Annotated in this window: 20 protein-coding genes and 2 tRNA genes; 15 read left to right on the top strand and 7 right to left on the bottom strand. The window is 71.2% G+C overall.

What is annotated here, in order from left to right:
- Positions 1–27 precede the first annotated feature (27 nt).
- From ABEE00_RS18245 to ABEE00_RS18255, 3 genes are all read right to left on the bottom strand, one after another.
- Positions 28–921: a J domain-containing protein gene (locus tag ABEE00_RS18245; protein ID WP_345746588.1), complete on the bottom strand. Its 894-nt coding sequence runs from the start codon at positions 919–921 to the stop codon at positions 28–30.
- A gap of 24 nt (positions 922–945) precedes the next feature.
- Positions 946–2,346 (bottom strand): DUF2252 domain-containing protein, encoded by a 1,401-nt coding sequence (locus tag ABEE00_RS18250; protein ID WP_345746589.1) that lies wholly within the window; start codon positions 2,344–2,346, stop codon positions 946–948.
- Between the two features lie 176 nt (positions 2,347–2,522).
- Positions 2,523–2,915, bottom strand: a complete 393-nt coding sequence (locus tag ABEE00_RS18255) for a winged helix-turn-helix transcriptional regulator (protein ID WP_345746590.1) — start codon at positions 2,913–2,915, stop codon at positions 2,523–2,525.
- 133 nt (positions 2,916–3,048) lie between these two features.
- Here ABEE00_RS18255 and ABEE00_RS18260 point away from each other — a divergent pair, with 133 nt between their 5' ends.
- Entirely contained in the window at positions 3,049–3,702 is a 654-nt protein-coding gene (locus ABEE00_RS18260) for an FMN-dependent NADH-azoreductase (protein WP_345746591.1), read from the top strand.
- A gap of 216 nt (positions 3,703–3,918) precedes the next feature.
- Here ABEE00_RS18260 and ABEE00_RS18265 read toward each other — a convergent pair.
- Positions 3,919–4,005: transfer RNA gene (locus ABEE00_RS18265), tRNA-Leu, on the bottom strand.
- 329 nt (positions 4,006–4,334) lie between these two features.
- Between ABEE00_RS18265 and ABEE00_RS18270 the strand changes: the two genes are divergently transcribed.
- From ABEE00_RS18270 to pknB, 6 genes are all read left to right on the top strand, one after another.
- Positions 4,335–5,138, top strand: coding sequence for a DUF3662 and FHA domain-containing protein (locus ABEE00_RS18270; RefSeq protein WP_345746592.1), 804 nt, complete (start codon positions 4,335–4,337; stop codon positions 5,136–5,138).
- A 10-nt stretch (positions 5,139–5,148) separates the two neighbouring features.
- Entirely contained in the window at positions 5,149–5,667 is a 519-nt protein-coding gene (locus tag ABEE00_RS18275) for an FHA domain-containing protein FhaB/FipA (protein WP_345746593.1), read from the top strand.
- A 67-nt stretch (positions 5,668–5,734) separates the two neighbouring features.
- Positions 5,735–7,321, top strand: a complete 1,587-nt coding sequence (locus ABEE00_RS18280; protein ID WP_451918612.1) for a Stp1/IreP family PP2C-type Ser/Thr phosphatase — start codon at positions 5,735–5,737, stop codon at positions 7,319–7,321.
- Positions 7,322–7,337: 16 nt separating this feature from the next.
- Complete coding sequence (locus tag ABEE00_RS18285; RefSeq protein WP_345746595.1) at positions 7,338–8,762, top strand: FtsW/RodA/SpoVE family cell cycle protein; 1,425 nt, start codon at positions 7,338–7,340, stop codon at positions 8,760–8,762.
- A 40-nt stretch (positions 8,763–8,802) separates the two neighbouring features.
- The gene (locus tag ABEE00_RS18290) at positions 8,803–10,269 is read left to right on the top strand and encodes a peptidoglycan D,D-transpeptidase FtsI family protein (protein ID WP_345746596.1); all 1,467 of its coding nucleotides are present in this window, start codon (positions 8,803–8,805) and stop codon (positions 10,267–10,269) included.
- Positions 10,270–10,420: 151 nt separating this feature from the next.
- On the top strand, positions 10,421–12,400 hold the full coding sequence (gene pknB / locus ABEE00_RS18295) for a Stk1 family PASTA domain-containing Ser/Thr kinase (protein WP_345746597.1): 1,980 nt from the start codon (positions 10,421–10,423) through the stop codon (positions 12,398–12,400).
- 151 nt (positions 12,401–12,551) lie between these two features.
- Here pknB and ABEE00_RS18300 read toward each other — a convergent pair whose 3' ends face one another.
- On the bottom strand, positions 12,552–13,103 hold the full coding sequence (locus ABEE00_RS18300) for a DNA-binding protein (protein ID WP_345746598.1): 552 nt from the start codon (positions 13,101–13,103) through the stop codon (positions 12,552–12,554).
- Between the two features lie 129 nt (positions 13,104–13,232).
- Between ABEE00_RS18300 and ABEE00_RS18305 the strand changes: the two genes are divergently transcribed.
- Positions 13,233–13,305, top strand: a tRNA-Ala gene (locus ABEE00_RS18305).
- A gap of 69 nt (positions 13,306–13,374) precedes the next feature.
- Here the strand turns inward: ABEE00_RS18305 and ABEE00_RS18310 are convergent.
- On the bottom strand, positions 13,375–14,115 hold the full coding sequence (locus tag ABEE00_RS18310) for a DUF5324 family protein (RefSeq protein ID WP_345746599.1): 741 nt from the start codon (positions 14,113–14,115) through the stop codon (positions 13,375–13,377).
- Between the two features lie 214 nt (positions 14,116–14,329).
- Here ABEE00_RS18310 and ABEE00_RS18315 point away from each other — a divergent pair, with 214 nt between their 5' ends.
- Together ABEE00_RS18315 and ABEE00_RS18320 are read left to right on the top strand one after the other, a co-directional pair.
- Complete coding sequence (locus tag ABEE00_RS18315) at positions 14,330–14,857, top strand: peptidylprolyl isomerase (RefSeq protein WP_345746600.1); 528 nt, start codon at positions 14,330–14,332, stop codon at positions 14,855–14,857.
- A 166-nt stretch (positions 14,858–15,023) separates the two neighbouring features.
- On the top strand, positions 15,024–15,899 hold the full coding sequence (locus ABEE00_RS18320; RefSeq protein WP_345746601.1) for a rhomboid family intramembrane serine protease: 876 nt from the start codon (positions 15,024–15,026) through the stop codon (positions 15,897–15,899).
- A gap of 336 nt (positions 15,900–16,235) precedes the next feature.
- On the opposite strand, the gene crgA is transcribed toward ABEE00_RS18320, so the two are convergent.
- On the bottom strand, positions 16,236–16,493 hold the full coding sequence (gene crgA, locus ABEE00_RS18325) for a cell division protein CrgA (RefSeq protein WP_345746602.1): 258 nt from the start codon (positions 16,491–16,493) through the stop codon (positions 16,236–16,238).
- 135 nt (positions 16,494–16,628) lie between these two features.
- On the opposite strand from crgA, the gene ABEE00_RS18330 reads away from it, so the two are divergent.
- The 5 genes from ABEE00_RS18330 to ABEE00_RS18350 all read left to right on the top strand — a co-directional run bounded on the left by ABEE00_RS18330 (position 16,629) and on the right by ABEE00_RS18350 (position 20,759).
- Positions 16,629–17,366, top strand: coding sequence for a DUF881 domain-containing protein (locus tag ABEE00_RS18330; protein ID WP_345746603.1), 738 nt, complete (start codon positions 16,629–16,631; stop codon positions 17,364–17,366).
- A gap of 19 nt (positions 17,367–17,385) precedes the next feature.
- A complete protein-coding gene (locus ABEE00_RS18335; protein WP_345746604.1) occupies positions 17,386–18,141 on the top strand; it encodes a class E sortase in 756 nt (251 codons plus the stop codon).
- A gap of 169 nt (positions 18,142–18,310) precedes the next feature.
- Complete coding sequence (locus tag ABEE00_RS18340; RefSeq protein WP_345746605.1) at positions 18,311–18,490, top strand: hypothetical protein; 180 nt, start codon at positions 18,311–18,313, stop codon at positions 18,488–18,490.
- Positions 18,487–19,143, top strand: a complete 657-nt coding sequence (locus ABEE00_RS18345; RefSeq protein ID WP_345746606.1) for an aminodeoxychorismate/anthranilate synthase component II — start codon at positions 18,487–18,489, stop codon at positions 19,141–19,143. Before ABEE00_RS18340 ends, ABEE00_RS18345 begins: the two co-directional genes overlap by 4 nt.
- Entirely contained in the window at positions 19,140–20,759 is a 1,620-nt protein-coding gene (locus ABEE00_RS18350; RefSeq protein WP_345746607.1) for a class E sortase, read from the top strand. Before ABEE00_RS18345 ends, ABEE00_RS18350 begins: the two co-directional genes overlap by 4 nt.
- The last annotated feature ends 19 nt before the right edge of the window (positions 20,760–20,778 follow it).

The following is a 20,778-nucleotide window of genomic DNA, read 5'->3' on the forward strand; positions in this document are numbered from 1 at the left end:
CCTTTCCCGCCGCGTGACCGCGGCCGCTCACTTCTCCGCGCCGTCCGCGCCGGGCGTGCCCAGCGCCAGCAGCTTCGCGAGCTGCTCCTCGCGCTCCTGCACCTGCTCGATGAGCTGCTCGGCGATCTCGTCGAGCAGCCCGTCGGGGTCCTCGGGCGCCATCCGCAGCATCTTGCCGATGGCGCTCTCCTCCAGCTCGGAGACCATCTGCGCCAGCATCTCCTTGCGCTGGGCCAGCCATTCGAGCCGCGCGTACAGCTCCTCGGCCTGGCGGAGCTGCTCCATCGCCGGGTGCGGGGGACCCGCCTCCCACTCCTCGGCGAGCTGGGCGAGGGACTCCGCGTTCCCCTCCGCGTACGCCCTGTTGACCCGGGTCATGAACTCCTCGCGGCGCTCCCGCTCCGCGTCGTCCCGCGCCAGGTCGGGGTGCGCCTTGCGGACCAGCTCCCGGTACGCCTTGCGGACCTCCTCGGAGGGGCGCACCCGCTTCGGGGGCTGCACCGGCTGGTCGTTCAGCATCGCGGTGGCCTCCGGCGGCATGCCCTCGGAGTCCATCCACCCGTGGAACAGCTCCTCGACACCGGGCATCGGCAGCACCGCAGCGCGCAGCTCACCGGCCTTGCGCGCGTCCTCGGGGTCGCCGGTGCGCGCCGCGACCGCCTCGGCGATCTGCGCGTCCAGCTCGTCGAGCCGCGCGTACATGGGGCCGAGCCGCTGGTGGTGCAGCCGGGAGAAGTTCTCCGCCTCCACCCGGAAGGTCTCCACCGCGATCTCGAACTCGATCAGCGCCTGCTCGGCGGCCCGCACGGCCTCCGCCAGACGCTCGGTGTCCACGCCCTCGCCCCCGGCGGCGCCCGAAGCCTTCTCGCCGGCGCCGCCGCCGTCCGGCCGGTCCTGCTCCGCTTCCGGATTCGCGTTCATCGGGCCAACCCTAAGGGGTGCGGCTCACACCCCTTCCTCCGCCGCGATGCGCCCCGAGCGCACCGCCCGCACCAGCTCCGCGTGGTCCTCCTCGGTACGGTCCGCGTACCGCACGGCGAAGGCGGCCAGCGCCCCGTCCAGCTCCTCGCTCTTGCCGCAGTACCCGGCGACCGTACGCGGATCCGCCGAGTGCGCATGGGCGCGCGCCAGCAGCGCGCCGGTCATCCGCCCGTAGTCGTCGAGCTGGTCCGCGGCCAGCTCAGCCGGGTCCACACTGCCCTTCCGGTTCCTGAACTGCCGTACCTGGAAGGGCCGTCCGTCCACGCTCGTCCAGCCGAGCAGGATGTCCGAGACGACCTGCACCGCCTTCTGGCCGAGCACCACCCTGCGCCCCTCGTGCGCGACCTCCGGCACCTTGTACCCCGCCGCCGCCAGCCACGGCCGCAGCACCGAGGGCCGCACCTCCTTCACCTGGAGCACCAGCGGCTCACCCCGGTGATCGAGCAGCAGCACCACGTACGAGCGCGTGCCGACGCTGCCGGTGCCCACGATCCTGAAGGCCACGTCGTGGATCGCGTACCTGGCCAGCAGCGGATGCCGGTCGGGCTGCAGCGAGTCCAGATAGCCGCCGGGACCGGCGCCCAGCGAGGCCGCGACCGCCGCCGCCTCCTTGTCCCGCACCCTGCGCAGCACCGGCGGCGCGTCCGTGAACACCCGCGACCCGTCGGGCAGTTCCTCCGTCGCCTTCGCCGCGAACCGCGCGCTGGTGTTCCGCCGCGCCTTCGCGCCGACCTTCTCCAGGGTGCCCAGCAGATCGCGCGCGTCGGTGTGCGAGACCAGCTCCTCGTCGGCGATGGCGTTCCACGCGTCGGCCGCCGGCATCTTCGCCAGCAGCCGCATCGTCCTGCGGTATGCGCCCGCCGCGTCCCGCGCCGCCTCCCGGCACGCGTCCTCGCCGGCCCCGGCCTCGCGCCCGGCCAGCACCAGCGAGGCGACCAGCCGCTTCAGGTCCCACTCCCAGGGCCCGTACGCCGTCTCGTCGAAGTCGTTGAGGTCGATGACGACCTCGCCCCGCGCGTCCCCGTACAGCCCGAAGTTCCCCGCGTGCGCGTCCCCGCACAGCTGCGCCCCGATCCCGGTCGCCGGGGTGCCGTGCGCCAGGTCGTACGCCATGAGCCCGGCCGAACCACGGAGGAACGCGAAGGGGCTCGCCGCCATCCGCCCCACCCGTATCGGCGTCAGCTCGGGCAGCCGCCCCGCGTTGCCCCCCTCCACGGCCTCCACGGCGCTCGGCCGCGCCTCACCGGGCTCCAGCCGCGCGTGCCCCTCACGCGGCACCGACCCGCGCAGCGCCTTGCCCGCGCGCTTCGCCGAGCCCTGCGGCGGCCAGGGCGCGAAGCCCTCCACGTACGGAATGCGTCCCACGGCGCCCTCCCCGTCCCCGGTACCGGCCTCTCCGCCACCGGCGCACCGACGCTACCGGCACCCCGCAGGAGCCGGAACTCCCGGGCGGCGCCGTCCCGTTCGGGTACGAGACCCCGTACGGCGCCCTGGCGCACTCCGAGGAGGAGCGGTCGGCCGCCGAGGACCGCTCAGCCGGGTCAGCCGCGGAACTCCGAGGGGCAGCCCCGCCCCTCGTCCGGCAGATACGTGCCGGCCCAGCGCGCCAGCTCCCCCATCGCGGGCTTCAGCGCCTGCCCGGCCTCGGTGAGCCGGTAGCGCACCCGCAGCGGCGGCCCCTCCTCCACGGAGCGCACGACGAGCCCGAGCTCGGTCAGCTCGGTCAGCCGGTCCGAGAGCATCCGCTCGCTGATCCCCGGGGTCGCCCTGCGCAGCTCGGCGAAGTGCCCGGGGCCGTTCATCAGGGCCGCCAGGATCAGCCCCGTCCAGCGCTTGCCCAGCAGCTGGAAGACCCGCGTGATCCCGCCCTCGGGCTCCGTACACGCCCCGGCGGCCTCCGCGCTCTCCCGCGTCCCTGCCCGCTCCTCAGCCATGCCCCCAGGGTACTGCGGCGAGACAAGGGGGTGCAAAAAAGTAAGTAGCTGTGTTATCAATAGGTACGAAGCCGAGTTACGGCCCCCGGGAGCCTCCGCCCCCGTGGAAACGACAGATCTGGAGTGACCCCGCATGGCCACGCTGCTGCACATCGACTCTTCCGTCTGGTCCCGCGAGGGCTCGGCATCCCGCGACGTCGCCGCCTCGTTCCGCGCCGCCTGGGAGGCCGAGCACCCCGAGGGCACGGTGATCTACCGGGACCTGGCCGCCGACCCGCTGCCCCACCTGGACGGCACGGCCGCCGCAGCGGGCTTCGCCCCGGCCGAGCAGCACACCCCGGAGCAGGCCGAGGCCTTCAAGCTCCGCGACGAGCTGGCCAGGGAGCTGGAGGAGGCCGACGCGGTGCTGATCGGCGCCCCCATGTACAACTTCTCGATCCCCTCCACCCTCAAGGCGTGGCTGGACCAGGTGATCCTCATGGGCCGCACCATGGGCGGGCAGACGAGCGTCGCGGGCACCCCGGCCACCGTGATCACCAGCCGCGGCGGCGGCTACGCGGCCGGCACCCCGCGCGAGAGCTTCGAATTCGCCCAGAGCTACCTGGCCAAGGTGCTCGGCGAGGGCGGCATGGGCCTGGACGTCCACTTCATCGTGCCGGAGCTCACCCTGGCCCCCAGCACCCCCGGCATGGAGTCCCTCATAGAGCAGTCCCGGGCCTCTCGCGCCCAGGCGCACGAGCAGGCGGAGGCCCGCGCCAAGTCCCTCGCGACCCGCGCCGCGGCCTGAGCCCCCGGCGGCCCCCGCTGTGGTACGGCTCACCCCGGGCCCACCATGCGCGGGGCCACCCCGGGACCGCACCGGGGCCGCAATCGGGGCAGCTCGGGCGCCGCGGGGCCCAACTCCCGGCCACACCGCCGCAGATGGGCCCCCGCCCCGGCCGGGCTCCGAGCACTTTCGGACAACGCAAAAAAGGTGCCCCTCCGAGGAGGGGCACCTTTTCTGTGGTGCGCGAGGGGGGAGTTGAACCCCCACGTCCTTTCGGACACTGGAACCTGAATCCAGCGCGTCTGCCTATTCCGCCACCCGCGCATTGGGTGTGTCGCCTAGTCCCTGCCCTGGCGGGCCGTTCCCTTGCCGACGTCGAAAACAGTAGCACGCTGCCGGGGGTGGCTTCACATCCGTTTGCTCAGCGCTCTGCGAGACACTGGCCACAGCCCCCTACGATCCATGCGAGGGTGGTCCGGCGAAACGTGCCGGTGTGAGGGGTGACACTCCAAGCACCCGGCCCCCTCGGGGAACCAGCCGATTTCCCCGCGCGTGGATACGATCAGTAAGCAGTACCGCAGGGCGGCTCGCGCGCGCCCAAGCGACACTGGGAGCCGCACTAGAGGCGACGGCATCTGGGAAGGAGGTGCACCGTGGGAGTTCTGAAGCGCTTCGAGCAGCGACTCGAGGGTCTCGTCAACGGCACCTTCGCGAAGGTGTTCAAGTCGGAAGTGCAGCCCGTGGAGATCGCGGGGGCCCTCCAGCGCGAATGCGACAACAACGCGACCATCTGGAACCGCGAGCGGACCGTCGTGCCCAACGACTTCATCGTCGAGCTGAGCGCGCCCGACTACGAGCGCCTCAGCCCGTACTCCGGGCAGCTCGGTGACGAGCTGGCGGGGATGGTCCGCGAATACGCCAAGCAGCAGCGCTACACCTTCATGGGCCCCATCAAGGTCCACCTGGAGAAGGCCGAGGATCTCGACACCGGGCTGTACCGGGTCCGCAGCCGCACCCTCGCATCGAGCAGCAGCAGTTCACAGCAGCCGCAGCGCGGCCAGGCCGGAGGCCAGCAGGCGCCGGGCGGATATCCGCCGCCCCCCGCCTCGGCGCCCCCGCCCCCGGGCTACGCACCGGGCGCCGGCGCCGGCGCGGGAGGGGCGCTCCCGCAGGCCGAGACGCGGCGCTGGGTCGAGATCAACGGCGCCCGCCACCAGATCTCCGGATCGACGCTGGTGCTGGGGCGCAGCACCGAGGCGGACGTGCGCATCGACGACCCCGGCGTCTCCCGGCGCCACTGCGAGATCCGCGCGGGCAGTCCCGCCTCCGTTCAGGACCTCGGGTCGACGAACGGCATCGTGGTGGACGGACAGCACACCACGCGCGCTACGCTCCGCGACGGCTCACGCATCGTCGTGGGCAGCACCACGATCATTTACCGGCAAGCCGAAGGGTGAAGCGGGGGCAATGTCAGAGCTGACCCTGACGGTCATGCGGCTGGGCTTTCTCGCCGTACTGTGGCTGTTCGTCATCGTGGCCGTTCAGGTCATCAGGAGCGACCTGTTCGGCACGCGGGTCACGCAGCGTGCTGCGCGCCGCGGCGAGGGACAGCGTCCCCAGCAGCGGCAGCAGCCGCAGCGCCAGCAGCAGTCCTCGGGCCGCCGCGGCGGCCGCGGGGGCGGCGGGCGCAACGCCCCCACCAAGCTGGTGGTGAGCGAGGGTTCGCTGACCGGGACCACGGTCGCGCTCCAGGGACAGACGATCTCCCTGGGCCGCGCCCACGACTCCACCATCGTGCTGGACGACGACTACGCCTCCAGCAGGCATGCCAGGATCTACCCGGACCGTGACGGCCAGTGGATCGTCGAGGACCTCGGGTCCACCAACGGCACGTACCTGGGCAGGAACCGACTCACCACACCGACGCCGATCCCGCCCGGAGAGCCGATCCGCATCGGCAAGACGGTCATCGAGCTGCGGAAGTAGTTACAGACATGACGACCGGAGGGTGGGCATCGTGCGGATGTACCCGGAGCCGACAGGCGAGGTGCGCATGAGTCTGTCACTGCGCTTCGCGGCCGGATCACACGACGGCATGATCCGCGAGCACAACGAGGACTCCGGCTACGCGGGCCCGCGGCTGCTCGCCGTGGCCGACGGCATGGGGGGACAGGCGGCCGGCGAGGTCGCCAGCTCCGAGGTGATCTCCACGATCGTCCAGCTCGACGAGGACATCCCGGGCTCGGACATCCTCACCTCGCTCGGCGACGCCGTGACCCGCGCCAACGAGCAGCTTCGCGTCATGGTCGAGGAGGACCCCCAGCTTGAGGGCATGGGCACCACGCTCACCGCCCTGCTGTGGACGGGCCAGCGCCTCGGCCTCGTACACGTCGGCGACTCCCGCGCCTACCTCCTCCGCGACGGGCAGCTCACCCAGATCACGCAGGACCACACCTGGGTGCAGCGGCTCGTGGACGAGGGCCGGATCACCGAGGAGGAGGCGACCACCCACCCGCAGCGCTCCCTCCTGATGCGCGCGCTGGGCAGCGGCGACCACGTGGAGCCCGACCTGTCGATCCGCGAAGTACGCGCGGGCGACCGGTACTTGCTGTGCTCCGACGGTCTGCCCACGGTCGTCAGCCAGCAGACCATCGAGGAAGCCCTCGGCAGCTACCAGGGCCCGCAGGAGACCGTGCAGGAGCTGATCCAGCTCGCGCTGCGCGGCGGCGGCCCGGACAACATCACCTGCATCGTCGCCGACGTCGTGGACGTGGACGGCGACGACACCCTCGCGGGCAGGCTCAACGACACCCCCGTCGTGGTCGGCGCGGTCGCCGAGTCGCAGAACGGGCTCGGCGACGGCCTCGGCGCCATGGCCACCCCGGCGGCCCGCGCCGCCGAACTCGGCCGCGGCGCCGGGCAGTCGGTGCCCCAGCAGGCGCCGGCCGGCGTGCCGCAGGAGGGCTTCGGCCCGCCCGGGAGCGGCGACGTCCCGCCGCCCGGCGGATACGGCCTGGGGTACGCGGATGAGGACCTGTCCAAGCCGCACCGGCGCCGCAACCCCTGGATCGGCAGATCGCTGTGGATCGTGCTGGCGCTGGCCCTGGTCGGCGGCGGCCTCTACGGCGGCTACGCCTGGACCCAGTCGCAGTACTACGTGGGCACGAACAAGCAGAACGTCGCCCTGTACCGCGGCATCAACCAGGAGCTGGTCGGTGTCAGCCTGCACGAGATCTACCGGGACAGCCCCAGCATCGAACTGAAGTACCTGCCGGTCTACCAGCGCAAGCAGGTGCAGGAGACCATCGCGGCCAAGAACCTCACCGAGGCCCAGGACAAGGTCAAGGAGCTGGGGGAGCAGGCGGGCGCCTGCAAGAAGGCCGAGCAGCGCAAGCAGTACGAGGACTTCAAGAAGCGCGAAGAGGCCAAGAAGAAGGAAGAGCAGAAGAAGCACGACCAGGCCGGCGGCGGCGCCTCCGGCAGCCCCCAGCGCCAGTCGGCGGGCGGCAGCGCCACGGCGGGGCAGGCCGCCTTCGTCAGCGACCACGACAGCACTCAGCGGAGCAACGGCTCTCCCACACCCGTCCCCAAGCTGACGGACCGGGAGCAGGACCTCGCCCAGCAGTGCACCGCGCTCTAGGGGGCTCCGAAGCGGTATGAGCAGCACCACCAATACCGGCAGCAACACCACGGTCTCCCCCGGCGGACTGCCCAGCAGGCGCAACACCGAGCTCGCGATGCTGATCTTCGCGGTACTCATCCCGGTGTTCGCCTACGCCAACGTCGGCCTCGCCAAGGACGACAAGATCCCCGCCGGCATGCTCGGCTACGGCCTCGGCCTCGGCCTGCTCGCGGGCGTCGCGCACCTCGTGGTGCGCCGCTGGGCCCCGTACGCGGATCCGCTGATGCTGCCCATCGCGACCCTGCTGAACGGCATGGGCCTGGTCTTCATCTGGCGGCTCGACCTGGAGCCGTCCATCACCACCCCGCAGACCGGCGACGCCGCTGCACCGACCCAGCTGATGTGGTCCGGGCTCGCGGTGGCGCTGTTCGTGGCGGTGCTGGTCTTCCTCAAGGACCACCGCGTGCTCCAGCGGTACACGTACATCTCGATGTTCGTGGCCCTGGTGCTGCTGGTCGCCCCCGTCTTCTTCCCGGCCAAGAACGGCGCCCGGATCTGGATCACCATCCCCGGCGTCGGCTCGCTGCAGCCCGGTGAGTTCGCGAAGATCATCCTCGCGGTCTTCTTCGCCGGATATCTCATGGTGAAGCGGGACGCGCTGGCGCTCGCCAGCCGCCGCTTCATGGGCATGTACCTCCCGCGCGGGCGCGACCTCGGGCCGATCCTCGCGATCTGGGCGCTCAGCCTGATGATCCTCGTCTTCGAGACCGACCTGGGCACCTCGCTGCTCTTCTTCGGCCTCTTCGTGGTGATGCTCTACGTCGCCACCGAGCGCACCAGCTGGATCGTCTTCGGCCTCACGCTCTCGGTCGCGGGAGCCGTCGCCGTCGCCACCTTCGAGCCGCACGTGCAGCAGCGCATCGACGCGTGGCTCGACCCGATGGCCACGTACATGAAGAGCAAGCAGGGCATGGTCGGCTACTCCGAGCAGGCCATGCAGGCGCTCTGGGCCTTCGGCTCGGGCGGCACCATGGGCTCGGGCCTCGGCCAGGGGTACTCCCGGCTGATCGGCTTCGCCGCGAAGAGCGACTACATCTTCGGCACCATCGGCGAGGAGCTCGGCCTGGCCGGCTCGATGGCGATCCTGCTGGTGTACGGACTGCTCGTCGAGCGCGGCATCCGTACCTCGCTGGCCGCCCGCGACCCCTTCGGCAAGCTCCTCGCCGTGGGTCTCGCCTCGGCGCTGGGCCTGCAGGTCTTCCTGGTCGCCGGCGGCGTGATGGGGCTCATCCCGCTCACCGGCATGACCCTCCCGTTCATGGCACAGGGCGGTTCGTCCGTGGTCGCCAACTGGGCGCTGGTCGCGATCCTGTTGAAGATCAGCGACACCGCGCGGCGTCCCGCACCGGCACCCGCGACCAATCCCGATGTCGAGATGACGCAGGTGGTCAGACCGTGACCACGCTGCCCGTGCTCGTTTCCACACGAGGTGCTGACCGATGAACAAGCCGCTCCGACGGATCGCCATCTTCTGCGGGCTGCTTGTGCTGGCCCTGCTCGTCCGCGACAACTGGATCCAGTTCGTGCGCGCCGACGAGCTCAAGACCGACGAGAACAACCGCAGGGTCGCCATCACCCGGTACTCGCAGCCGCGCGGCAACATCATCGTGGACGGCAAGGCGATCACCGGGTCCAAGGAGACCGAGAGCAGCGACTTCAAGTACAAGCGCACCTACAAGGACGGCCCGATGTGGGCGCCGGTCACCGGCTACGCGTCCCAGGCCTTCGGTGCGACCCAGCTCGAAGCCCTGAACGACGGCATCCTCACCGGCGACGACGACCGGCTGTTCTTCAACCGCACCATCGACATGCTGACCGGCAAGCCGCAGAAGGGCGGCAACGTCGTCACCACCCTCAACGCCAAGGCGCAGAAGGCGGCGTACGAGGGCCTGGGCGACAAGAAGGGCGCGGTCGCCGCGATCAACCCGAAGACCGGGGCCATCCTGGCGCTGGCCAACTCCCCCTCGTACGACCCCTCGGACTTCGCGGGGAACGGCGAGGAGGACACCAAGGGCTGGAGCAAGTACCAGAAGAAGCAGGACCCCGAGGACCCGATGCTCAACCGGGCCCTGCGGCAGACCTACCCGCCCGGCTCCACCTTCAAGATCGTGACCGCGGCCGCGGGGCTGGAGAGCGGCAAGTACGACCTGGACTCCAAGACCGATTCGCCGGACCCGTTCAAGCTGCCCGACTCCACCCAGCCGCTCGGCAACGAGGGCAACCACCCCTGTCAGAACGCCTCGATCCGGGTGGCCATGCAGTGGTCGTGCAACACCGTGTTCGCGAAGATGAGCGACGAGCTCGGCGCCTCCGAGATGCAGAAGATGGCCGAGAAGTTCGGCTACGGCAACAAGAAGCTGGACACCCCGGTCCGCGCCGCGGAGAGCGTCTACCCCAAGGACAACCGCCCGCAGAACGCGATGGCCGGCATCGGCCAGGCCAGCAACAGGGCCACCCCGCTCCAGATCGCGATGCTCCCCGCCGCGGTGGCCAACGACGGCAAGCTGATGAAGCCGTACATGGTCGACAAGCTGGTCGCGCCGAACCTCAACGTCATCGAGCAGACCAAGCCGCAGACGCTCAGCGAGCCGGTCTCGTCCGAGAACGCCCAGAAGCTGCAAGAGGCCATGGAGACCGTGGTCAAGCAGGGCACAGGAACCACGGCCCAGATTCCCGGCGTCACCGTCGGGGGCAAGACGGGTACCGCGCAGCACGGTGAGAACAACAGCGAGAACCCCTACGCGTGGTTCGTGTCGTACGCCAAGGGCGAGGACGGCTCCTCTCCCGTAGCCGTCGCCGTCGTCATCGAGAGCTCGGACACGGCCCGCGGCGAGATCGCGGGCAGCAAGCTGGCCGCGCCGATCGCGAAGGACGTGATGGAGGCCGTTCTCGACCGACAGCAGTGACGGTGCTCGGCGCGGCGGCCGCTCTCCCGCCCATGGCGGGGTGACACCGGTCACCGCTGAGCCGCGTGAGCGGACGGGTACCGTATGCCGAGCAGCACACCGCCGTGCCGTACACCGGATACGGACCGGACGAACGGAGAGGCTGGAGACTATGGAAGAGCCGCGTCGCCTCGGCGGCCGGTACGAGCTGGGCTCTGTGCTCGGCCGCGGTGGCATGGCGGAGGTCTACCTCGCCCATGACACCCGCCTGGGGCGGACCGTCGCGGTCAAGACGCTCCGCGTCGACCTGGCCCGCGACCCCTCGTTCCAGGCCCGCTTCCGCCGTGAGGCCCAGTCGGCCGCCTCGCTGAACCACCCGGCGATCGTCGCGGTGTACGACACCGGCGAGGACATGGTCCAGGACGCCCAGTCCGGTGGCGCCGGGGTGTCCATCCCGTACATCGTCATGGAGTACGTGGACGGCTCGACCCTCCGTGAGCTGCTGCACTCCGGCCGCAAGCTGCTGCCCGAGCGCGCGATGGAGATGTCGGTCGGCATCCTCCAGGCGCTGGAGTACAGCCACCGGAACGGCATCGTGCACCGGGACATCAAGCCCGCGAACGTGATGCTGACCCACCAGGGCCAGGTCAAGGTCATGGACTTCGGCATCGCCCGCGCCATGGGCGACTCCGGCATGACGATGACGCAGACGGCCGCGGTGATCGGCACGGCCCAGTACCTCTCTCCCGAGCAGGCCAAGGGCGAGCAGGTCGACTCGCGTTCCGACCTGTACTCGACCGGCTGCCTGATCTACGAACTCCTCACCAACAGGCCCCCGTTCGTCGGCGACTCGCCCGTGGCGGTGGCCTACCAGCACGTGCGCGAGGAGCCCCAGCCGCCGAGCGCCTTCGATCCCGAGATCACGCCCGAGATGGACGCGATCGTGATGAAGGCGCTGACCAAGGACCCGGACTACCGGTACCAGACCGCCGATGAGATGCGCGCCGACATCGACGCGTGCCTCGACGGCCGGCACGTGGCCGCGACCGCCGCGCTCGGCGCCGTGGGCTACGGCGGCGACCAGCCCACCACCGCGCTGCGCGCGCAGGAGGGCCAGACGTCGATGCTGCCGCCGGTCGACGGCGACGACGGCTCGTACGACGACGGGCGCGGCCGCCGCAGGCCGCCGAAGAAGAGCAACACCTCGACGATCCTGCTGGTCATCGCCGCGATCCTGGTGCTGGTCGGCGCGATCTTCATGGGCAAGGCGCTGTTCGGCAACGGCAAGTCGGACAGCGTCGAAGTGCCCCCGCTGGCCGGGCAGTCCTACTCCGCCGCCAAGTCGCTCGGCGAGAACGGCGGCTTCAAGGTCTCCAAGGGCGGCAGCAAGTACTGCGACCAGCCCAAGAACACGGTCTGCGAGACCGACCCGGCCAAGGGCTCCAAGATCCAGCGGGATCAGACGGTCACGCTGACCATGTCCAAGGGCGACGCGCCGGTGGCCGTCGACGACGTGACCGGGCAGCAGTTCGCGTCGGCCCGGCAGACGCTGGAGGCCAAGGGCTTCACGGTGCAGCGCAAGACCACCGAGTCCGACGCCGAACCGGGCACGGTGATGCACCAAGACCCGGTTGGCGGCAGCAAGGTCAAGAAGAGTGCGACGATCACCCTCACCGTGGCCACCGAGGCGAGGATCAACGTCCCGGACGTGTCCGGCAAGAGCTTCGACGACGCCAAGTCCGAGCTGGAGGACGCCGGCTTCTCGGTCGCCAGGAAGGACGTCGACGCCCCGGACAAGGCCGCCGACGAGGTCATCACCCAGAACCCGAAGGCCAACACCCGGCACACGAAGGACACCCAGATCACCCTCACCGTCGCCAAGGCGCCGGACGAGGAGGCCGCCTCGGTGCCCGACGTCACCAACCAGAAGCTCGAGGACGCCAAGAGCGCGCTGGAGGACGCGGGCTTCTCGGTGGGCGACATCACCGGGCCCGACGACGACAAGGCCCGCGTGGTGAGCACCACGCCGCCGGCCAACACCCAGGGCAAGAAGGGCGACGAGGTGGGCATCACCACCCGGCCCGCGGGCCCGGGCGAGGACGAGGGCAACGACGACGGCGGAGGATTCTTCGGCGGCGCCTTCGGCAACTGAGCCGGCGGCCCCGGGCCACGGGAGCCCCCGCACACCGCAAAGGGCGGTTCGGAGTGAGATGCCTCACCCGAACCGCCCTTGGTGTTCCGGCAGTTGCCCCGGCCGCTGCTCCTGGCCGTCGCTCCGGCGGCCGTGCGGCCCCCGCGCCGCCTCAGCTCTGGTGCGCCTCGTAGTGCCGCACCGCGTCCGAGGTGCGGCCGGCCCCGTACACCCGCAGGAACTCGGCGAGTTCGGGGTGCGTGCCGGCGAGCGAGGAGGAGGCGTCCAGGATGTCCGCGGCGTCCGAGACCGAGCGCAGCAGCGCCTGGATCTCCCGCACGACCCGCTTCACCGGGGTCTGCGAGGCGCCGGAACCCGCCGCCTGCTGCGAGTTGTTCAGCACACTGCCGCCCGCGGTGCGCCGTACCTCGTCCATCCGCTGCGTCGCGTCGGCCGCGCTGATCTCGCCGCGCGCGACCTCGCCGGACAGCTCCTGGAGCGCCTGGACCCGCTGGACGACGGCGGGGTTGCCGATCTTTGCACGCTGGCCGCTCATGAGCTGCGACAGCATGGGGGCCGACAGTCCCAGCACGCTCGCGAGCCGGGCCTGGTTGAGTCCCAGATCGTCGATCAGCCTGCGGAAAAGAGTGCCCAGCGGCTCCCCGTACCACTGGCTCTGGAGCTCTCTCGCCTTCGCCGTGGCTTCCTGCTGCGCTGCGTCCATCACGTCTCCCCTGGACTCCCCTTGTCACTTCGCTGACGCGAACTTGCCGTGCATCCTACGGAGCGGCATACGGGCAGGGCGATACCCGGTCGGAATTCCCCGCACGGACCCGGTACTCTTGTGCACAGCGGGGCCTTAGCTCAGTTGGTAGAGCGCTGTCTTTGCATGGCAGATGTCAGGGGTTCGACTCCCCTAGGCTCCACACACGAAAAGCGGCTCCCCCTCGGGGGAGCCGCTTTTCGTTCTCCAAGCGCCATACGCGGTACGGCAATCAGCGCTCCTTGCGCTGGTCGGCCTCCGCCTGCTTGGCCTCGACCTCGGGGTCGAGCACGGAGCGCTCGCCCGCGCCCTCCTGGGCCGAGCCGTCCACCGACGTCAGCGGCGCGCGGTCCACCTCGGTCGCGGCCGGCGGCTCCACGAGCCAGTCCGGGTTGGCCTGCTTGTCCCACCAGCGCCAGGCCGCGTACGCGCCGCCGGCCAGCAGGCCCAGCAGGCCGAGTCGCTTGGCCACACGGCCCGTTCGGGCACGCCGGGCGCGCCGCTTGGAGAGCTTCTCGATCTCCTGCGGGCTGACCTGGCCGCGCAGCGCCGCCAGCGCCGCCGTGCCACGCTGGGTCGCCTCCTCCTTCGCCGGACCCGCGGCCGCGCGGGCGTCGGCCACCGCGTGCTCGATGCGCGGCGCCGCGTAGTCCCGTCCGCGCTCCGCCGCCTCGCGGCCCCGCTCCGCAGCCTTGCGCGCGCGCTTCGCCGCCTTCTTCGCGCGGCGGTCCCACTCCGGCGGCACCTGCTTGCGCGCCTGCGCGATGCGCGGCACCACGTGCTGGTCGTACCCCTCGCGGGCCGAGCTGCGGGCCTGCGAGACCTTCGGCCCGAGCCGGGCGCCCGCCTCCTGCGCGTAGTGCGTGGCGGTGTCCCTGGCGGTCTCCGCGTAGGGCGCCACCACCTCCGCCGCGTGCCGCACGCTCTCCTTGGCACTCCCGGACGCGGCGCGCACGCTGTCGATGCGGGTCACGGGTTTCCTCCTCTTGGTGGCGTGTTCAGTCGTGGTTCGGAGGCTCGCCTCCGAGAAGTCTCTGTGTCGCTTTCCACCAGATTTGCAGATCATGCCTGGTTGCCCCCTTCTCCAGCATGCCGAGCACGGGCATCCGGGGCATCGGGCGCGCCGTCCCTCCCCAGCGTCCGTGGGAGGATCGGGGGAGTCAACGCAGACGGACGGAAGGTAGATCGTGGCTGAGCAGCTTTACGCCACCCTGAAGACCAATCACGGCGACATCGAGCTCCGGCTGTTCCCGGACCACGCGCCGACGACGGTCAAGAACTTCGTCGAGCTCGCCGAGGGCACCCGCGAGTGGGTCAACCCGTCGACGGGCCAGAAGTCCACGGACAGGCTCTACGACGGCACGGTCTTCCACCGGGTGATCAGCGGCTTCATGATCCAGGGCGGCGACCCGCTGGGCAACGGCACCGGCGGCCCCGGCTACGAGTTCAAGGACGAGATCCACCCCGAGCTCGCCTTCACCAAGCCGTACCTGCTGGCCATGGCCAACGCGGGCCCCGGCACCAACGGTTCGCAGTTCTTCATCACCCTGGGCGCGACCTCCTGGCTGACCGGCAAGCACACCATCTTCGGCGAGGTCACCGACGAGAACAGCAAGAAGGTCGTGGACAGGATCGGCGCGACCGAGACCAACCCGCGCACCGACCGTCCCGTGCAGGACGTCGTCATCGAGTCGGTCGCCATCGAGCGCCGCTGACCCCCGCACCGGGGGACGGGAACCGAACCGCCCCGCCCATCCGTACGTCACGTAGGGATGAGCGGGGCGGACCTCGCAGCACGCACGGCGGGTCGGCGGCACGCGGACCTCGCAGGACAGCGGATCCGCGGAGCACGGCCCGCGGCACCACGGAGGGGACGCAGCCATGGAGGAGGAGCAGCAGAGCAGGCCGCAGGAGCCGCAGCGGCCCGCGATGACCTGCTACCGGCATCCTGAGCGGGAGACCGGCATCGCCTGCACGCGCTGCGACCGCCCGATCTGCACCGACTGCATGACCACGGCGTCCGTCGGATTCCACTGCCCCGACTGCGTCAGGGGCGGCCCCGGCGCCGGACACCAGGGGCAGCCCGCGCCCGACAACAGGCCGCGCTCCCTCGCGGGCGGGCTGCTCTCCTCCGACCCGCGGCTGATCACCAAGATCCTGCTCGGGCTCAACCTGGCCGTGTTCGTCGGCGTGCTCGCGCTCGGCGACCCCTTCGTCGCCGACCTGCTGATGTTCGGCTACGGCGTGCAGGACGGCCAGTGGTGGCGACTGCTCACCTCGGCCTTCCTGCACCAGCAGTTCCTGCACATCGCGATGAACATGCTGGGCCTGTGGTTCCTCGGCCCGCCCCTGGAGAGCGCGCTCGGCCGGCTGCGCTTCAGCCTGCTGTACGTACTCTCCGCGCTCGGCGGCAGCGCGCTGACCTACCTCGTCGCCTCGCCCTTCCAGGGTTCGCTGGGCGCCTCGGGCGCGATCTTCGGCCTGTTCGGCGCGACGGCCGTGCTGATGCGCCGCCTGCAGTACGACATGCGCCCGATCCTGATCCTGCTGGCGCTCAACCTGGTCTTCACCTTCACCTGGTCCGGCATCGCCTGGGAGGCCCACATCGGCGGCCTGGTCACCGGCGCCGCGATCGCGTACGGGATGGTGCACGCACCACGGGAGCGGCGGTCGCTGGTGCAGTTCGGCACGTGCGCCGTGATGCTGCTGGTGATCGTGGTGGTGTGCGCGGTGCGGACCGTCCAGCTCACGGGCTGAGCGGCGCGGGCTGAGCCGGCGCGGACGAGCGGCGCGGGCTGAGCCGGCACCGGCTGAGCGCACCGTCCGCGGCGCCCCGGAAGCCGCGCGCAGCCCCCGTACAGCGGAGTTGTCCACAGAGCACGGAGCGTGCTGTGCATGAGCGCGGGAACGTGTGTCCGAGCGGACTCGGACACACGTTTTGCCTGCAAGATCAGGGGAAGCCGGGCGCGGGGCCGTCGGCCCGGCTATCGGACCGGCGTCAACCTCCGCGAAGTTATCCACAGATCTTGTGAAGTTTTCCAGCCCTGTGGATCAGGCTGTGGATAACTCGGTATCGCGATGCCGCGTACCGGGCTACTTCCACTGTGTGGAGACCACGAACCCCGCGGCGATGAAGCCGAAGCCGACCACGATGTTCCAGTTGCCGAAGGCCCCGACCGGCAGCGTCCCGTGCGTCACGTAGAACACCACGATCCAGGCCAGTCCGAGCCCGAACAGCGTCAGCATGAGCGGCGCCACCCAGCGGCGCCCGCTCCCTCCGAGGTCGATCTCGGTCTTCTTCTCAGGCGGGGGCGTGAAGTCTTCCTTCTTGCGGATGCGTGACTTCGGCACGAGGGACTCTCCTGTCGATGCGCTTCGTGACCGCCCTGGCAGCCCTCCCCGAACCGTGCGGCGGCCAGGGAGGAGTGACGATGTGGTGGTCCGTTAGCGTAGTGCTTCGCCGTCGCGGAGGGAGACAAGGGTACGGTGACGAGATCGCTCATCCGTCCGGCGCGGCTCGCCTCGCTCGGGGTGTTCGCACTGGCGGGCCTGATCTTCTGGATCAGCTTCAACACCGCGCAGGGCACCAACATCCGCTCGGACGACTCCATGCTGCGGCTGTCCGACCTCATCCAGGAGCGCAGCCGCAAGAACGCCGAACTCGACTCCTCGGCCGCCGCCGTGCGCGCCCAGGTCGACACCCTCGCGCAGCGCGACAGCGGCGGAAGCCACCAGGACGAGCGGCGACTGACCGGCCTGGAGAAGGCCTCGGGCACCAAGCCGGTCTCCGGATCCGGCGTCTCCGTCACCCTCGACGACGCCCCGCCTGACGCCACCCCCAAGATCCCCGGCGTGCCCGACCCGCAGCCCAACGATCTGGTGATCCACCAGCAGGACCTGCAGGCCGTGGTCAACGCGCTGTGGCAGGGCGGCGCCAGGGGCATCAAGATCATGGACCAGCGGCTCATCTCCACCAGCGCGGTGCGCTGCGTCGGCAACACGCTGATCCTCCAGGGCCGGGTCTACTCGCCCCCGTACAAGATCACCGCGGTCGGCGACCAGGAGAAGCTCCAGCGGGCGCTGGACAATTCGAGCGCGATCCAGAACTACATGCAGTACGTGGACGCGTACGGCCTCGGCTGGAAAGTCGACGAGTCGCAGGCGGTGACTCTTCCCGGTTACTCCGGCACAGTGGATCTCCACTACGCGAAGCCCCTGGAGTGAGCGGCGGTGAGTGACGGCGGTGTCGGCACGTGCAGTGGTCAGGACCCTCAGCGAACTGTGCATCACCGCCGGACTGCTCACCGTCCTCTTCGTGGTGTACGTCCTGTACTGGACGGGCGTCCAGGCGCAGGACGCCGGGCAGGGTGAGATAGCCCACCTCCAGGACCGCTGGGCCGCCGGCGGCCAGGCCGCGGGCGGAGGCGGCGGCGGTACGGATGCGGGAACGGACTCCGGCACCGGCGCGGGCACCGACGGCGCGGGCTCCGGCGCGTCCAACTCCCCTTATCCCCAGGGCAAGTCGTTCGCCGTCATGTACATCCCCCGGCTCGGCGGCGACTGGGCCAAGCCCGTGCTGGAGAACACCCGCAAGCCCACGCTGGCCAAGGGGCTCGGCCACTACACCGGCACGGCCAGGCTCGGCGACAAGGGCAACTTCGCGGTCGCGGGGCACCGCCGCACCCACGGCGACCCCTTCAAGGACTTCCCCCGGCTGCGCCCCGGCGACGCGGTGGTGGTGCGGGACGGCGACACCTGGTTCACCTACCGCATCAACAACCGCCCCTACCGCACCCTCCCCAGCGACACCGGCGTGCTCGACAAGGTGCCGCGGCCCGTGGACCCGGGCGCGGCCCCGTTCGGCGGGCCCGGGCGCTATCTGACCCTCACGACCTGTGATCCGGAATGGGGGAGCAGCCACCGGCTCATCGCCTGGGCGCATCTGGACTCCACACGCCCGGTGTCGCAGGGTGAGCCCGAGGCGCTGAACGGCGACTGACCGGGCAACTGACCGGCTGCGGCCACGCGCTCCGGCGCCGACCCGTACTCTGGGGAACGCCCGCGCGGAGGGCGCGGCGGACGCGGCAGCCGGCGACGGCGGCGGACACGACGGACGGCGGACGGCGGACGGCGAAGGAAGCCGGCGGCAGAAGGGACGGCATCGCGGGATGTACGGCTGGATCTGGCGGCACCTGCCGGGCAGCACGCCCGTGCGGGCGCTGATCGCCCTGGTGCTGGTGCTCGGCATCGTCTTCCTGCTCTTCCAGTACGTCTTCCCCTGGGCCGAGCCGCTGCTGCCCTTCAACGACGTGACGGTCAACGAGGGTGCCGCGGGGGCCGGTTCATGAGCACGCGCATCCTGGTCGTCGACAACTACGACAGCTTCGTCTTCAACCTCGTCCAGTACCTCTACCAGCTCGGCGCCGAGTGCGAGGTCGTGCGCAACGACGAGACCGAGCTGCGGCACGCCGATGAGGGCTTCGACGGCGTGCTGCTCTCGCCGGGCCCCGGCGCGCCCGCGCAGGCCGGTGTGTGCGTGGACATGGTGCGGCACTGCGCCGACTCCGGTGTGCCGGTCTTCGGCGTGTGCCTCGGCATGCAGTCGATGGCCTCCGCTTACGGAGGTGTCGTGGACCGCGCCCCCGAGCTGCTGCACGGCAAGACCTCGCTGGTGGAGCACGACGGCACGGGCGTCTTCAGCGCGCTGCCCTCGCCCTTCACCGCCACGCGGTACCACTCCCTCGGTGTGCCCCGGGAGGGCGTGCCGGACGCGCTGCGGGTGACGGCCTGGACCGAGACCGGCGTGGTGATGGGGCTGCGGCACCGTGAACTCCCGGTCGAGGGCGTCCAGTTCCACCCCGAGTCGGTGCTCACCGAGTGGGGGCATCTGATGCTCGCCAACTGGCTCGCGGAATGCGGCGACCCGGACGCCGTGCGGCGGTCCGAAGGGCTGGCCGCCGTGGTGCACCATGCTTCCGGCCAGGGGACGGCCGGCACGTGACATCGGTGCGCCCGGAGCACGAGGAAGGTGCTCACGGGAGCCCGTACGGGGCCTCGGGGGACGCCCTGGGGGACGACCCGTACGGGCCGGGCGCGCACGGCGGGGCCCCGGGCGCCGAGGCCGAGTTCGCCGAGGCCCGGTTCCGCGCCGCGGTGGACGCACTCGCCGATCCGCTCAACGACCCGCTGCCGGGCGAGCGCGCGAGCCAGGGGCCACAGGCCGACCGGGCTCAGCAGCAACCACAGGCGCGGCCACAGCGGCCACAGCAGCCGCCGCAGCCCCAGCCACAACAGCACCAGCCGCGCCCGCAGCAGCCGACTGGGCCCCGTCAGGCGCGGGACGTCTCCCCGTGGTTCCGCACCCGCGAGAACCCCACGCCCGCGGCGGCGTCCGCGCCGGCGCCTGAGCCGCCGGTCACGCAGGCCCCCGCGCCCGCGCCGCCACCCGCACCGACACCCGCGCCCGCCCCTCCCCCCACGGAGCCCCGTACACAACCCCGTACGGACTCCCCCACGGCGTCCTGGCCCGCGGTCGCCGAGCCCATATCCGGGGGCGGTCCCGCCGTGCGGTGGGGCAGCGGCGCCCCGGAGACGGCCTCGGGGGAGGCCGCGGCCGACGACCGGCGCACGGTCGGTCTCCGCAGACCCGGCGGCCCCGGCGAGGGCGGCCCGGACGCCGACGGCGCCCGCTCCCGTACGGGGAGCCCCGGAGACGCCCCGGAGAGCGTGGGCCGCGCCGCGCGCCGCCGGGCGGCCAAGGCCCGTACGGGATGGCGCGGTTGGGCCGCCAAGCTCCAGGCGACCGCCGCGGGCAGCGGAAGCGGCAGCCGCCGCGCGGGCCCGCCCGCCACCGCCGCGCCGCCCGTCGCCGGCACCCGTCTGGAGGCGCGCCGCGCGGAGCGCGCCCGCAGGGAGGGGCCCGGCATCATCGCCAGCCGCTTCATCGGGGAAACCTTCATCACCCTCGGCGTGCTGATGCTGCTCTTCGTCGCGTACCAGCTCTGGTGGACGAACGTGCTGGCAGGACAGCAGGCGGGCGGCGCGGCCAGCGATCTCCACGACCAGTGGAAGGACAAGAAGCCGGCGCAGGTCGACCCCGAGCGCCGCGCCGGCCAGTTCGCGCCCGGCGAGGGCTTCGCGATCATCCACATCCCGAAGCTGGGCATCGACACCCCCATCGCGCAGGGCGTCTCCAAGGAGCAGGTGCTCGACCACGGCCTGGTCGGCCACTACGACCAGCAGCCGCTGAAGACCGCGATGCCCTGGGACAAGCAGGGCAACTTCGCGCTGGCCGGCCACCGCAACACGCACGGCGAACCGTTCCGGTACATCAACCGCCTGGTCGCGGGCGACGAGATCGTGGTCGAGACGGCGAGCAAGTTCTACACGTACCGGATGACCAACCGGCTGGCCTCCACCTCTCCCTCCAACACCAGCGTCATCGACCCCGTACCGCGGCAGTCCGGCTTCCGGAAGCCGGGCCGCTACATCACGCTGACCACCTGCACTCCGGAATTCACTTCCAAGTACCGTCTGATCGTCTGGGGCAATATGGTCGACGAGCGTCCGCGCAGCCAGGGCAAGCCGGACGCGCTCGTCGGAGGGAAGACGAGCTGAGACGGGCACGGGGCGTCCC

The organism is Streptomyces odontomachicola (genome assembly GCF_039605595.1).
Taxonomy (GTDB): domain Bacteria; phylum Actinomycetota; class Actinomycetes; order Streptomycetales; family Streptomycetaceae; genus Streptomyces.